Genomic DNA, 13,906 nt, shown 5'->3' with positions numbered 1-13,906 from the left:
GGGTCGCCGCGTCGGCGGGCGCGCTCGAGCACCGCGTTGATCTGGGCGAGCAACAGCCGGGCGGTCGCGGCCGGATCTCATCCTCGAGGTGCTCGACGGTCGCGCCGAGATGCGCAGCGAGCATCGCATGCGGCCGGGACTTGCCCGCCACATTGGTCTGAACCGTCCTGGTAGCAATGCTGCGACCGACCCCAAGGCATCACTGGTGATCGAGCTTCGTCGACACTGCACAGACGTTGCGAAACTCCTGGTTGGCCGGCACGTATTGGGCCCATTCCTCACGCGTCAGCGCGCGATTCGCCACAGCGCAGGCGGCTCCGACGAGATCAGAAGGCAATGCCACGTCCCACAGCCGTATCGTGTTGTCGAAGCCGACGGTGGTGAGGGTGCGGCCATCCGAACTGAAAGCCATCGCGAGGATTGATTGGGTGTGGCCGGTAAGTGGGGCGCCAAGCTGGTGACGGGTGGCGATGTCCCATAACCACACCTCGCCATCGTCACTGCCGGTAGCGAGGGTGCGGCCGTCCGGGCTGAAAACCATCGAGGAGATTCCCCCGACGGCGCCAGTGAACGGTGCGCCGAGCTGGCGGCGAGTGGCCGTGTCCCACAGCCGTATCGTGTGGTCGTCGGTGGTGGCGAGAGTGTGGCCGTCAGGACTGAAGGCCACCGAAGTCCCCCCGCCGGGAAGGGGCGCGCCAAGCTGGCGGCGGGTGACCAGGTCCCACAGCCACACCTGGTACTTACTGCCAGTGGCGAGGATGCGGCCATCGGGACTGAAAGCCACCGACCGGATCCCGCCGGGAATGGGTGCGCCGAGTTGACGGCGGGTAGCGATGTCGAACACTCGCACGGTGCCGTCACCGCTGATGCCGCCGGCGAGGGTGCGGAGGTCAGGGCTGAAGGCCGCCGAGGAGTTCCATTCGGTGGGGCCGGTGAGGGGTGCGCGAAGCTGGCGGCGGGTGGTGACGGTCCACAACCGCACCGCACCATCAGCGAGGCTGCCGGTGGCGAGGGTATGGCCATCGGGACTGAAAGCCATCGAGACGACCCCGGCAGGGCCAACGAGGAGGGCGGCGCCCATCTGGCGGCGGGTTTCCACGTCCCACAGCCGCACTGTTTCACCTTCGGCCGTAGCCAACATCCGGCCGTCGGGACTGAGGGCCACTGAGTCGATCGAATCGCCACGGACGGTGAAGGGTGCGCCGAGTTGACGGCGGGCGACAGTGTCCCATAGCCACACTGAGCTCCTGAAGCAGGTGGCGAGGGTGCGGCCATCGGGGCTGAAAGCCATTGCGGAGATCCCCTTGGAGGGGATGGTGAAAGGCGTACCGCGTTGGCGGCGGGTAGCGGTGTCCCACAATCGCACTGCCCCGTCGTCGTGGCCGATGGCCAGGGTACGGCCGTCAGGGCTGAGGGCCATCTTGCGGCCTCTACCACCGACGCGGAAGGGGCTGCCGAGCGGGCGGCGAGTGGCGGCATCGAACAACCGCACCAAGCTGTTGTCGTCGAAGTCGAAGCCTCCAGTGGCCAGGATACGACCGTCGAGGCTGAATGCCACCGAGTCCCCACCGCCGTCAAGGGGTGCGCCGAGCTGGCGGCGGGTGGCGACGTTCCACAACCGCACGTCACCGCCGCTCCCGCCGCTGACGAGAGTGCGGCCGTCGGGGCTGAAGGCTACCGAGAAGACCTGCGTGGTGTTCCCCGTGAAGATACCCCGGTACGGTCGGCTGAGAGCCGTGATGAGGCTGGCACGGGCGTCGCTGGTGGGGGCAATGTGCCAGGCCGCGGCAGCAAGGAGGGCCGAGGTCGCGGGGTCGCTGCTCAGCAGTTCGCTTCGCGCGGCGAGCTGCCGGGAGATGGCGAGGTCTCGTTCGTGGCTGGTGTTCTGCTGGGCTCGGATGGCAATGGTGGACGCGACGAGGGAAACGACGAAGGCTCCGATGAGCGTGGCCAGAACGGTCCTGCGACGCCGTTTCGCGCGCGTTGCGGCCTTGGCACTGGCGTTGAGGAAATCCTCCTCGGTCCGGCTGAGAGGAGGGTAGCGGTCGAGCGCCGTGTGCCAGTGCTGTCGGGTCTTGAGGGTCGCGGTGAGACGTTCGGCTCGGTACAGGTAGGAAGCGGGACGGCCGTCGTGGGCCCAAGCAGCGGCGTCATCGACGAGCTGGCTGTAGAGGGCACGGTTGGCCGGGTCGTCCTCCAGCCAGCCACGCAGGCGCCCCCAGGCGTGCAGCAAAGTGTCGTGGGTGATCTGCGCTGTTTCCCCGTCCACGACAATCAGCCGCTGCGCGGCGAAGGCCTCGACCACATCCTCGATCCCGAAGGCTGACTCAACGCACCGGCCACCGGCCGCAGTAGGTGCCTCGGGCCGGTCAAGGGCGTCGAGCTCCGGGTTGGGACGGCGGCGGTAGGGTATCGGCCGGCGGACGGCCCGCCCATCGCGGGTGACAGTGGTCATGCGGTGAAACACCTGGCGGGCGATGGCCTGCCGGCCGGGGGTCAGGGCGGTGTAGACGGCTTCGGCGCTGGTCTGGACGGCACGGGCGACTCCACCGGAAAGCTCATAGCCGTGGCTGGTGAGCTGATCGCCTTCGCGGTGCTGCCAGGTCACCCGCATCGCCTCCGACAACAACGGCAACGCCCCCACCTCGTACCCGCCGTCAGATGCCGAGGCCGGCAGATCCGCCAGGATGGCGTCGATCAGGGCGGGGGCGATGTGCAGGCCCGCCTGCTCGGCGGGCCCGGTAATGGTCAGCCGTAGCTGCGGCGCGCTCATCGGCCCGACCAGGAACACCCCGTCCCTGGCCGCGTCGGCCAGTTGGGGATAGGCCGCGCAGGAGGACAGGAAATCGCTGCGGATCACCGCGATCACCAGCGCGGCCGGCTCCCCGTCAGGGCCGCACGGATGGGCAGCTGCCGCGTGCAGGGCCGTGATGAAGTCGGCGCGTTGCCGTTCGGCCGGGCTGTTCAGGCCAGGGTGGACGTCATCGGGAAGGATGAAGATCTGCTCGAACTGGTCGATCACCAGGATCAGTCGCTCCCCGGTGCTGGCGACGACCGTGCCCGGTGCGGCGTGTGCGTCCACAACGTCGCGCACCACCGTGTGCGCCTGGTCGGGGGTGGCTTCCAGCAGTGTGCGGATGGCCGCAGGGTCTCTGCCCGCGACCCTGGCCAGCGCCCGCGCCAGCTCATCGCGTGACTGAGTGGTCGGACGCACCACCGCCACCGGCCAGCGGGCCGACTCAGCGCTCAGTCCTCCGGTGGCCAGTGCCGGCAGCAGGCCCGCATGCACCAGGGAGGACTTGCCCGCTCCCGACGCCCCGCTCACCACCAGAATCCCGGGCTTATCCAGCCGGTCGGCCAGGGCGTCCACCAGCTGCGCGGTCAGCTTCTCTCGCCCGTAGAACACCTCTGCCTGGCTCTGCCCGAATGGCGCCAACCCCAGATAGGGGCACCTGCTCGCCCACCGGTTGGCGACAGCAGCCGGATCGGCTTGTCCTGCCGGCCGCGCTGTGTCGACGGGATCGGGCGGGGATTCGCGGGCGGAGCGCAACCAGCGCCGCCACTGCTCCTCATCCAGCAGACCTGCGCTGACCCGACTATGAAGCACCCGGCGGCCACGGCAGTGCTCGATCAACACCCGGATCAAGACGAGGAAGGCCGCTTCCGATTCGGGCAGATGCCGACCGCGCTTCCAGTCGCTGACCCGGCGATCTGACACCGGGCGACCTCGCCCGCCGGGACGGCGCCGGTTGGCCTGGGTGATCGCGCTCTTGAGAGGAAGGTCGGCGGTCAGCTCCAGCAGTTCGGCCAGCCGGTCGGCGAACAACTGCCGCGGTGTCGTCTCCGTCTCGCTCATCACCACCCCAGCCGCTGGGCCCTGCCTCCGGACCGGACCGGACCGGGAAGACCACCGTAAAGCCGCTGCCAGCGGCAATACACCCGCCGTGACTCAACCGGTATGACCCGTCACGTAGTGAGGTGCGTCAATCGGCGGTGACCGGCACTCACGTCCGCGACCACCCACCTGCCGACAGGAGCACCCTGTGTCCACGACCATCCTCAACCTGATCGGCGGCATCGCCGCCGCCCTCGCCGCTGCGGCCTGTCTTCCCCGCGCCGCCACCCACCTCATCAAGGCCTGCGTCCCGCTCGTCGCCGCACTCACCGAACTGCGCGCCGCGATCATCCTCGCGACCCGCCAGGACGCTTCCACCGCCTCCAACAGCTGGGCCGACCTGCTGGCCGGCGGCAAGCCTCAAGGCCCCAAGGTGTGAACGTCTGCGCACCCGGGCTCGTCAGCCCGCAACGCCACCTCGAGAGCCTGGCCTCCCGCGGGTCCATAGCTGCCACCACAGGTCGGCGTCACACGGCTTACGCACGAGTCTCGACGCGTGACCAGAACCCACAGCTCCAACTCGACGCTCCGCGACGGACTCAGGCGTGCGGTATCACGGCGGAGGGCTTGCCATGCGCTGTCCCCGGATCGCACTCTGTAGCAATGACGTCGCCCTCTGAAGACGAGCCTCCGGCCGACAATCCGTCCAGCGGCCAGCCCGGCGCTTCTGCCGAGAAAGCGCAGGCTGGGTCTGCGGCTGATGACGACACCAAAGTCGGCCTCTGGCTTGTGGGCGGCCTCATCGCATGGGTGGTGGTGGGCACGCCGTTCGTCATCGGCCTGGTCGGGTCGCTGGCAGGCGTTGACATGGAGAAACCGGCGGGGCAGGCGCTGCTCGACAGGTTCTACTGGTGGGTCGCGCTCGGCGTGCCAGGAGCGATCGCCGCGGTCGGCGGTTCCTTCTGGGGGGTGACCACGCTGCTGGCCCGTCGCCGGGAACGGGTGGCGCGGCGGGAACTTATCCTGACCGAGCGCGTCAAAAGGCTGCAGGACATGGTCAAAGAGGCGCAGGCGGTCTCGCGCGAGCTCGAGCGCTACCTGCAGGAGCGGCTGGTCGCGCTTCAGCAGCTCAGCGCGCAGGTGGACAGTACCGAACGGCTGGCGGCGCTGACGCCCGAACAGGTCAAGGCGCTCGACGACGTCTTGCGACGCCAGTTCACCGGACAGAACCGCAGGGGGTTCGTCACCCAAATCGTCTTCTTCCTCTTGGGCATCCTGGTCGCATTCGTCGTCAATTGGCTGTCCAACCCGATGCTCGCCCTCGTGCGAAACTGGCTGTCCTGAGCAGCTGGTGCAGGCGTGGCGCCGCGAGCCGACCAGGTATGCGGGTGGGTTCCGCGCTGTTCGGGCTGCAGATCGCCGATGCATGCGGCGCGTTGCCGCGCGGCCGCGACATGCCTTGAAGGCCGGTCCACGTGCGTGACCTGCGAGAAGGGGCCTCGAACCCGAGGAGGAGCAGCTGAGCCGAGCTGCCCACTTTGTGCGTTGGAGACCTCTACAATGCCGCGGGTGGATCGTGACCAGATTCTCCTGACTCACCCTGGTACCTCGAAGCCCAAGTACCTGGAACTCCGGGTCGACGGGGCCGAGCTGCACCGGAACTGGTGGGCCGGCACGGGGAAGCCTCAGGGGCGCACGAAGTCGTTCGATCACGGAGACGCGGCGCGCGAGGCCCTGGAGAAGGTCGTCACCGAGAAGATGCGTGACGGGTACGCCCTGATCCGCGACGTCGCGGCAAGCGAACCGGGCGACGTCGTCGTACAGTGCGCGACACAGGCGAAGCACGGCGTCGTGGCGATCGCTCTGCACCCGGATGGCCGCACCGTCGCGGTCGCCCGCGGCATCCCCGACCGGATCGGGGCGGCCGGCTCCGATGTGCAGACAGTCGACTTACGGACCGGCGCGCGCCAGGTGGTGTACACCGATGCGTACCAGTACTCACTGATCCATACCGTGATGTTCGAACCGGACGGATCGCACCTGACGTTCACCGTCCGCGACACGATCTCCATGGCGGAGGTGAGCTACACGGTGGCGCTCGCCACCGGTCATGTCCAACGCCTGCCCTACACCCGGCCAGGGTGGGATGCCGCCCGCCGGCGGATGCTGGTGGGCGACAACGATCACGCGCTGCGAGTGCTGGGCCCGGACGGGCGATTCGTGCCTCGATCTTCCGGCAGGCAAGCGCTTCCAGACCACCGCCGCGCTGTCGCCGTCGGGCCGGCTCCTCGGCCTCGCCCACGACCCGGACAACCGCGATACGGAGTACGATCTCGAGATCTGGGATGTCGACGCAGGTCAGCGAGTGCTCGCCGCCCCGTTCCCCTTCCCGGCGGGATTCCAGGGGATCAGCCACCGGTTCGACAAGCTGGCGTTCGACGGGGCCGAGCAGATCCTTGTCGCGAGCGGCGCGACGTCAGGATGCTTTGGCGTCTCGGTGGAATCCGGTGCCTTGTGCTGGGCGATCGAGGACGAGTGGGAGGGGTGCGAGCGGTTGGGTGACTTCGCGCTGTCACCCAACGGCGCCCTGCTCGCAGGCGTTCTCCACCGCGGCCCGGTCATCGTTTATGACGTTCTGACCGGACAACCGCTGGAGCCGCACTTCGCCGTACCCGGCGAGCGGTCGGGCTGGTACCAGGAGGTTGGTTTCTCCGCCGACGGCCGACTTCTGGCGGTCAGCGACTACCCCGGTCGCACCACGGTGTTCCGGTTCGACGGCGTGGAGTTCACCAAGCCCGGCGGCTGATCGCCGGCACCCGGGCGACTGCGGTCGTTACCGCATCCGTTGACTGTGCGGTTGCCGTTTTTGGCGAGCGGTGGGCGATCTGCTTGCCTGCGAACGGACCATCGCCAGGTGCGCGATGGGCTGCTTGGGGGTCGGTGACTCGGATTCGCCGGTGCTGTGCTGCTCGGAAAAGTGGCCGGCAGCCGGTCGAGAATGACCGTGCTATTGGCAGCCCAGACGGCCCGTGAGATCGGGTGGATGTGCCAGTCGACGCAGAGCGGTAGCCCGTCGACCTGGCCTTCCATGACGACCGGCGGCTTCTCCCCGCGGCGAACCGGATACCCGCCGACGTACGCCGAGACGATCCGCCGCCGCTGTTGCCGTACCACCGCTTCAGTCCCGACTGGCAGGTGTTCCGCGACACGCTTGTGCGACTGCCCGCGGTTCGCCGGCCGTGGTTACGCGCGATCTATGACCGGGCGGCGGTCCTCTGATTCGAGCACCCGCTCTCCTGGCCCATCTCGGCGACGAAGAGGAGTCGCAGCAGGAGGCGAACATACCGCCGAGGGTACGTTGGCAGGCGATCCCATGGCGGAGCCTTACGCAGCGGGCGCGACCGGGCCGGTCATCCGGCCCGGTCGCGGAGGCAGATCAGCCGGGCGGCACGACTCCGTTCTTGGAGACGGGGACGGCCAGTTGCGCGGCGCCGGTGAGCCTGAGCTCCTCGGGGGGCAGGTTCCCCAGCACCGGGTTCAGGTGTCTCAGGGTCAGCGGCACCGGGGAGATGGCCGGGCTGCCGACGTCGAACTTCTCCAGGTCGATCCAGCGTACGACGTTGAGAACGTCCGCCGGGATATCGTCACGGGCCTTCTGCACCGGGACGCAGAGTTGGCGGGCGGCGGTGACCTGGACGGTCTGGGTGGGGATCTGGTTGACCAGCACGGGGTTGAGCTGGGTGAGGGTCAGGGGCAGGTTCATGGACGGGTTCGGCTGGTGCGCGTAACACAGCAGGTCGATGTGCGAGATGACCCGCAGGATGTCCGGGGCGGGAACCACGCCGTTCTTGGCGACCGGCACGCACAGATGCTGGGGCACGTTCAGCGTGACACTGATGCCCGGTACGTTCTGCAAGACCGGGTTCAGGTGGCGCAACCCCAGATTCTGGTTGATCGAGGGCCCGGTCACCCGGTAGCACGACAGGTCGACGAACCTGACGTAGTCGAGGACATTCGGCGGTGGGATGACGTTGTTCTTGGCCACCGGGACGCAGAGCTGCTCGCGCTGGCCCAGCGTGACCTGCACGGTCGGCAGGTTGCCAAGTACGGGGTTGAGGTGGCGCAGCACCAATGTGGTGGCCGGCGGCTGGTACGTGGTGGTCTTGAAGCACTCCAGGTCGAGATTCGACACGAATTCCTTCGGCGTCGGCAGGGCCAGGGCCGCTGCGGGCGGCGCGACGAGGAAGGCGGCGGCGAATATCGCGAGGCCAGCGGATAAGAGACGTCTTATTGCGATTCTGCCGCGGGGATTTGGTGCGCCCTTTTTGTTCATGTACCCTCCAGGGCCGGATTGTTTGCTTTGACTGTGCGCTTGTGAATCCGGCTTGACAAGGCTCGTGTCCGCAATGTGCCACGGGTTTGTAAGCATGCATATCCGGCAATTTAGAGTGACCTAAAATTTCAGCCGTCCACTTCCCTCAATCCCTCATTTCGCCTGCCATTGTTTACTGCTCGGACATGGCGGCCGCGGCCCGGCTGAACCTGACCGCCGCCGGGGAGACCCGGCGCCTGCCAGAGGAAATCGGTGCAGGACGGCGCCGGGGCAGGGAGATCGCGGCGCTCCACGGGAGTCGTGCTCGCCCTCTGGGGGCAGTTCGATGGCACGACGGGGGTGGGCCAGAGTGCCACTCGCGGGCCGGCCGTCGGCTGTCACGAAGCGCCCGGAGATCCACCCGAGCACCACAGTGGCCGGAGTCAGGGCCACACAGGCACAATGCGGCGCGCGTGACCGGTCGCAGCCGAGCAGGGCGGGCGGCCCTGAGAGGCGAACACGCCGATCAGACGTCCGGTGATTCGGGCCTGACCGGCTCGGGTCGGCCCGACACGATCGAAGCAGCCGCGTCCATCAAGCGCCGCGCGGGCCGGGCACGCCGGGCTACCGCTGCCGGATCGGCAGGATCTCGATCGGAGGCGTTGTACGGGCTACTCGCCGATGGACTGGTCTTCATCGACCACAATCAGCAGCCTTCGCCCGCCAACTGAAGCGGCGGCCTGTGGGAGCAATTAGGCGCGCCAATCCATTATGGCTGGTAGTTGTCGTCGATGGTCGGCTCCTTGCACAGCCTGACTCCACTGTATGCGTCGGCTGTCATCGCCCAGTTTCCAGGGGAGGCGACTCCGGCAATCAGAGCCACTGTATGAAGCGAGTTTGCGAGGACGCCTTTTTCGAAGTCGATGCCACTCGCGGTTGCTGCCATTACCAGGTCATGCTGATCCATCACGGTCGGCCCACCTTCGAGGTAAGCGCTGCCGCCGGCGGCCAGCGTGCGCGACGGTGAGGCCGCTGAGGGTCGGGTTGTTGATGGTGATGGTGATGGTGGCGCACAGGTGCACCGTACGGAAACCGGATTACTGCGTGCCGTAGGTCGGAAATGCGGTGGTATGAGACATTGCCAAGGCCGACAATGATCGTATGCCTGACGCTGCCATCGCTGAGCGCAAACCTCGGCTTGCGGTCCTCACGGGAGCCGGAATCTCCGCCCCCTCCGGGCTACCCGTGTACCGAGGTGGCAACGGCATGTGGGATCGCAACCCTGACATCGCGAAGCTCACGACCGCCTCCCGCTGGTACGGCAAGGCCCAGCAGGCATGGGAGCACTGGAACGAACTACGCCGCGCCGCATCCATCGCCCGACCAAACCCGGCGCACGAGGCGTTGGTCGCCGCCGAATCCCACTTCGACGTGCACATCGCCACCCAGAACATCGACGGGCTCCACACCCGGGCCGGATCCGCGAACGTCACCGAACTCCACGGCAACGCATTCGCCACCCGCTGCTCCCGGAAGGCATGCCACGCTCGCAACGGCGCCTGGTTCGACGACGACATCCACGAAACCGTGCCCACCTGCCCGCACTGCGGACGCATCGCGCGCCTCGACGTCGTCCTTTTCGGAGAGCAACTCTCCGCCAAGAAGATGCGTGCCTCGATCGAGGCTTCCCGCCGCGCCGACGTGTGGATCGCCATCGGCACTTCCGGCACGGTGTTCCCTGCCGCCGGGCTCATCGAGTTCTGCCGACCCGGCGCGGTCCGGGTGCTCGTCAACGCCCAGCCATGGAGCGACAGCGCTTCGACGTTCGAGAAGGAAGTGCTCGGCGACGCCGCCGCCGTTCTCGGTGATGTGCTCCGCGAACTGCACGTCGCAGCCCTGAGGTGACTGGCTGGTCGGCGTGCGCCCGCTCCCGGCGCCGAGCCGGTGCGGCGGTCGGCGGACCGGGGCCGCCACAACAGCGAACAGCGGGGAACCTCGCCGATCAGGAAGCCGGGGTGTCCCGGTCGATCGCGGAGCGCAGCACTCCGACCATGGCGGCGAGCTCGGCCAGCAGGCCCGACACGGTGGTCCGGTCGCTGCCGTTGATCGACACCATGCGCAGCTCCTCCGGCTTGGGGAGTTGCGCCATGATCTCGGGCAGCAAGCCGATCAGCTTGGCCTGAAGGCTGGCCGGGGACTGCTGGTTGTCGATGTCGGCCCGCATCCGCAGCCGCTCCACGTCCAGCAGCGCCCGCTCATGGTCGGCCAGCGCCCGGGAACGCGCCAGCTCCAGCTCGCCGGCGAGCTCCAGGCTCTTGAGCTCCTGTTCCCGCTCGATCCGGAGCCTGCCGGTCTCGGCCTCCTCGGTGTGCCGTTCGCGCTCCATCCGCAGCGCGTGCAGGGTCGTCTGGGTCTCCAACTCCGCCACCGCCCTGGAGTCGTCGTGCCGGCGCTGGGTGCGCCGCAGCCGCTCGGCCACCTCGGTGTCGAACTGCCACGCCTCGTTACGGGCCCGCAGCCCGGCGAGCTCCCGCTCGTTCTCCAGGCGCTGGGTCTCCTTGAGGCGGTCGGCCGCCATCTCGCGCTGGGTGATCGCCTCTTCGGACTGCAGCTCGGCCAGGCGGGCGAGCTGCCCCTGCTCGGCCCGGTAGGGCTTCTGTAAGTTCTCCCAGAGCCGCGACGAGCTGACCACGGCCTCCTTGATCTGGACGGTGACGATGCGCAGGCCGAGCCCCTGGTCGCTGTCGTCCTCGCCCTCGGCCACCGCGCGCAGGCGGGCAGTCAGCTCCTCGATGATGGGCTGCTTGTCGCTGAGCACGTCGCGCACGCCCATGGTCGCGACCTTGTCCTTGATGGCCGCCTCCGCCTGCTCCCGCAGCTGGAGGTTGACCAGCCGCATCGGGTCCTGCGGATCGCTGAAGTCCAGCTTGCGGTACGCGACGGGGAAGGTCTGAATGATCCACTGCACGTACCCCTGCACCAGCACACCCTGGAGCTCGCGGCAGACGCAGTAGGCGTTGATCAGGATGGTCTGGGTGGCCCCCGGCACGACCAGGAAAGAGTCGGTGGACGGGTTGAAGCGGAACGACACGCCCAGGCCGACGTGCAGGGGCTTCTCGCGGCCACGCCGGGTGTGCACCACGAAGGCGTTGGGCGGGACGAGCACGTTCTTCCAGCGCCAGAACCCGGTGATCCGTACGTCCACCGGGCCCGCGGCCGCCGTGTCGGGCGCCGCCCCGCCGATGGCCCGCTCGCGCTTGGCCAGCGGCCCCGCCGGCGGCACCGGCTCGCCGGGGGCGGCGCGGCGTGCCCTGAGGTCGTCCTCGAGCACCGCCTGCTGCGCGACGACCCGTTCCAGATAGGCGTTGCCCTTGTCAGCGGTGCTCATCGTCCCCTCCGCCCACCTCACGACTGCCGCCGAGTCTTGCTTACGCCGCCGAACCACCGCAACCCGCGATCCGCTCGCGATGCCCTACGCCGTTGCGGGCGGTGTGAGACCCGAGGGCCGCGCGGACGCGGCGACGGCCGTGATCAGCTGGGCCGGTTGCCCGTCGGAATCACGATCTTGGTCTGCGCCCCCTTGGTGAGGTAGTACGTGGTCCACTTCTTGACCGCCTCGTCGAGGAGCCAGGCAGTGGCGGGCACTAGCGGCAGCCCGATCAGACCCTCCCGGAACTGCACCAGCAGCGGCCAGGCGGTCTTGACCACCGGGTCCCACAGCGGCTCGCGTCGGATGCCGTTCCAGTCGGCCACCTGGTTGCCGGTGAGGTACCTGGAGAACGCGTTGACGAGAGGCTTGTCGACGCCGCCGGGGCTGGTCAGCTCCGCGAGCATGTCCCGCAGGATGGCGTTGAGTTCCACCCCCTCGGTGGTCGGCCCCATGTTCCTGGGCAGGACCAGGTCCGACTGGGTGTAGGAGGTGTCCCAGGTGGCCGGGAGGAACTCGTCCCTGATGCCGAGCATGTGCCCCAGCATCTGCACCGAGTGCAGGTACCCCGCGGCCTCGGTGGAGGAGATGCGCACCTTCCACTCCCGCATCCCGCGCATGGAGTAGGTCGCCAGGGTGTGCCACGTGACGAGCATGTCCTCCTGGCTGATCGGGATGGGGCCGGACCAGTGGGGAGACGACTTCAGCAGGTGCCGCACCGCCGCGTGCACCAGCCGGGTCTTCACGGCCTCGACCACGGCCGTGCCGCCGGCGCCCCAGGCGTTCTGGGGTCTGACCGCGTACGCCAGGATGTTCGTCTTGGCGATCCGGTCCTTCAGATCCGCACCACCCGCGGAGTAATAGACGGCGCGTGCCTCCTTGGGGATGGCGGTGGCCAGCATCCCGGCGCCGACGATGGTGAGGACGACGATGTAGTTCCCCTTGAGCGCGTGGAACCGCGCCCCGGCATCCAGCAGGGCGGGGTCGGCCCACGACGGCAGCTGACGCGCCTGCTCGATGAAGGCCCGCAGATCCTCCGGCAGTCCCGCGGGCAGGGGCTGGTCGTTGCGGTTCCAGTCGTACAGCAGCCGGTTGACCTCGGGTATGACGCCGCGGTCGAACAGTGAGGCGAGGAGCGGATCGGCCACGTCGTCCCACACCCATCGGGGGTCGGCGCCGCTGCCGGAGCCCGCGATCGAACCACTGGCCGGCCAGGTCCAGTCGCCGGCCAGGGAGTCCGCCTGGGCCGGGGAGATCATCCCTAACGCGCCGAGCGCTCCCATGGCGGTGCCCGAGATCAGCACCTTGCGCCTGCTCAACTCTGCCATGCTCTGCACTCCTTCGAGGTGGGGGGTTCCGCTCCGGGCATGCGAGAAATGGATGATACTGAGAAACAAATCATGAGTCTGTGTATCATCATCAGAGCACAGTGTGACGAGCATCACAAGACCCGCGTTTGAGGCAGAATCCCTACAGGAGGGGATCGTGGAATCGGTGCTGTCCGGATTCATGGCGCTGTCGGACTCGGATTCGTTGCTCCAGCGCGCCTATGTCGATGCCGTCGAGCGCGTCGACGACAGCGACGAGCTACGGACGCGCATCCTTGACGCGGCGTACGAGCAGTTCTGCCGGATGGGCATCAGGCGCTCCACCATGGAGGACGTCGCCCGGCTGGCGAAGGTGTCGCGGATCACGGTCTACCGGCGGTTCGACACAAAGGACACGCTGATCGAACACGTGGTGCGCCGGGAGTTCCGCCGCTATTTCGACCAGTTCCTCATCGACATCGAACAAGCCGGCACCGCTGCCGACAGGGTGGTGCTGGGCTTCGTGAGCTCGTTGCGGGCAATTCGCGGCAACCCGCTGATCGGCGGACTCATCGCCACGGAACCGGACCTGCTCGTCCCCTCCATGACGGCTGACGGGGGCCAGACCCTCGCCACCGTGCGGCATTTCGTCGCCGGCCAGCTCCGCAGCGAGCAACGCGCGGGTAACGTGTCGAGCGGCCTCGACGTCGACCTCGTGGCCGAGATGATGGTGCGGATCTCCACCTCTTTCCTGACGATCCCCAGTGCCGTCATCAACCTGGATGACGACGAGCAACTGGCCGCGGTGGCCCGGCGGTTCCTCGTCCCCATGCTGGAGCCATCAGCCTGAGCTTCAGTCCCGCGCCGGCTTCGACGCGACGGCTGGTCCGACGCGGCTGAACGGCCCGCCCGTCGGGCATCTGCCGGAAACGTTCGCAGGTTTGAGGTCGTCGTGTCGATCGGGCAGGAGGTCGTTCGTGTAGAGGGCAGGAAAGCCGGGCTGCGGTCGGTGCAGTCGGGCGAAG

The 13,906-nt window shown here is 68.1% G+C and carries 9 protein-coding genes; 5 read left to right on the top strand and 4 right to left on the bottom strand.

Annotation, left to right across the window (positions count from 1 at the left end):
* Positions 1-199: 199 nt before the first annotated feature.
* Entirely contained in the window at positions 200-3,856 is a 3,657-nt protein-coding gene (locus ACWEPL_RS37575; protein WP_452438978.1) for an nSTAND1 domain-containing NTPase, read from the bottom strand.
* Positions 3,857-4,043: 187 nt separating this feature from the next.
* Here ACWEPL_RS37575 and ACWEPL_RS37570 point away from each other — a divergent pair, with 187 nt between their 5' ends.
* The 3 genes from ACWEPL_RS37570 (at position 4,044) to ACWEPL_RS37560 (ending at position 6,641) form a co-directional block, all read left to right on the top strand.
* Positions 4,044-4,274 (top strand): hypothetical protein, encoded by a 231-nt coding sequence (locus ACWEPL_RS37570; RefSeq protein WP_452438977.1) that lies wholly within the window; start codon positions 4,044-4,046, stop codon positions 4,272-4,274.
* Positions 4,275-4,498: 224 nt separating this feature from the next.
* On the top strand, positions 4,499-5,179 hold the full coding sequence (locus ACWEPL_RS37565) for a hypothetical protein (RefSeq protein ID WP_363972658.1): 681 nt from the start codon (positions 4,499-4,501) through the stop codon (positions 5,177-5,179).
* An 802-nt stretch (positions 5,180-5,981) separates the two neighbouring features.
* Positions 5,982-6,641: a hypothetical protein gene (locus tag ACWEPL_RS37560; protein WP_452438976.1), complete on the top strand. Its 660-nt coding sequence runs from the start codon at positions 5,982-5,984 to the stop codon at positions 6,639-6,641.
* 630 nt (positions 6,642-7,271) lie between these two features.
* On the opposite strand, the gene ACWEPL_RS37555 is transcribed toward ACWEPL_RS37560, so the two are convergent.
* Positions 7,272-8,027: a hypothetical protein gene (locus tag ACWEPL_RS37555; RefSeq protein WP_363972653.1), complete on the bottom strand. Its 756-nt coding sequence runs from the start codon at positions 8,025-8,027 to the stop codon at positions 7,272-7,274.
* A gap of 1,281 nt (positions 8,028-9,308) precedes the next feature.
* On the opposite strand from ACWEPL_RS37555, the gene ACWEPL_RS37550 reads away from it, so the two are divergent.
* Complete coding sequence (locus tag ACWEPL_RS37550) at positions 9,309-10,052, top strand: SIR2 family NAD-dependent protein deacylase (RefSeq protein ID WP_452438975.1); 744 nt, start codon at positions 9,309-9,311, stop codon at positions 10,050-10,052.
* Positions 10,053-10,149: 97 nt separating this feature from the next.
* Here ACWEPL_RS37550 and ACWEPL_RS37545 read toward each other — a convergent pair whose 3' ends face one another.
* A complete protein-coding gene (locus ACWEPL_RS37545; protein ID WP_452438974.1) occupies positions 10,150-11,535 on the bottom strand; it encodes an SPFH domain-containing protein in 1,386 nt (461 codons plus the stop codon).
* A gap of 143 nt (positions 11,536-11,678) precedes the next feature.
* Complete coding sequence (locus ACWEPL_RS37540) at positions 11,679-12,902, bottom strand: oxygenase MpaB family protein (RefSeq protein WP_452438973.1); 1,224 nt, start codon at positions 12,900-12,902, stop codon at positions 11,679-11,681.
* A 181-nt stretch (positions 12,903-13,083) separates the two neighbouring features.
* Here ACWEPL_RS37540 and ACWEPL_RS37535 point away from each other — a divergent pair, with 181 nt between their 5' ends.
* Positions 13,084-13,731 carry a TetR/AcrR family transcriptional regulator gene (locus tag ACWEPL_RS37535; RefSeq protein WP_449896288.1) on the top strand — a complete coding sequence of 216 codons (648 nt, stop codon included), beginning with the start codon at positions 13,084-13,086 and terminating at the stop codon, positions 13,729-13,731.
* The last annotated feature ends 175 nt before the right edge of the window (positions 13,732-13,906 follow it).

It is taken from the genome of Nonomuraea sp. NPDC004186 (genome assembly GCF_053603495.1).
This window is presented reverse-complemented; position numbering and strand designations above follow the sequence as displayed.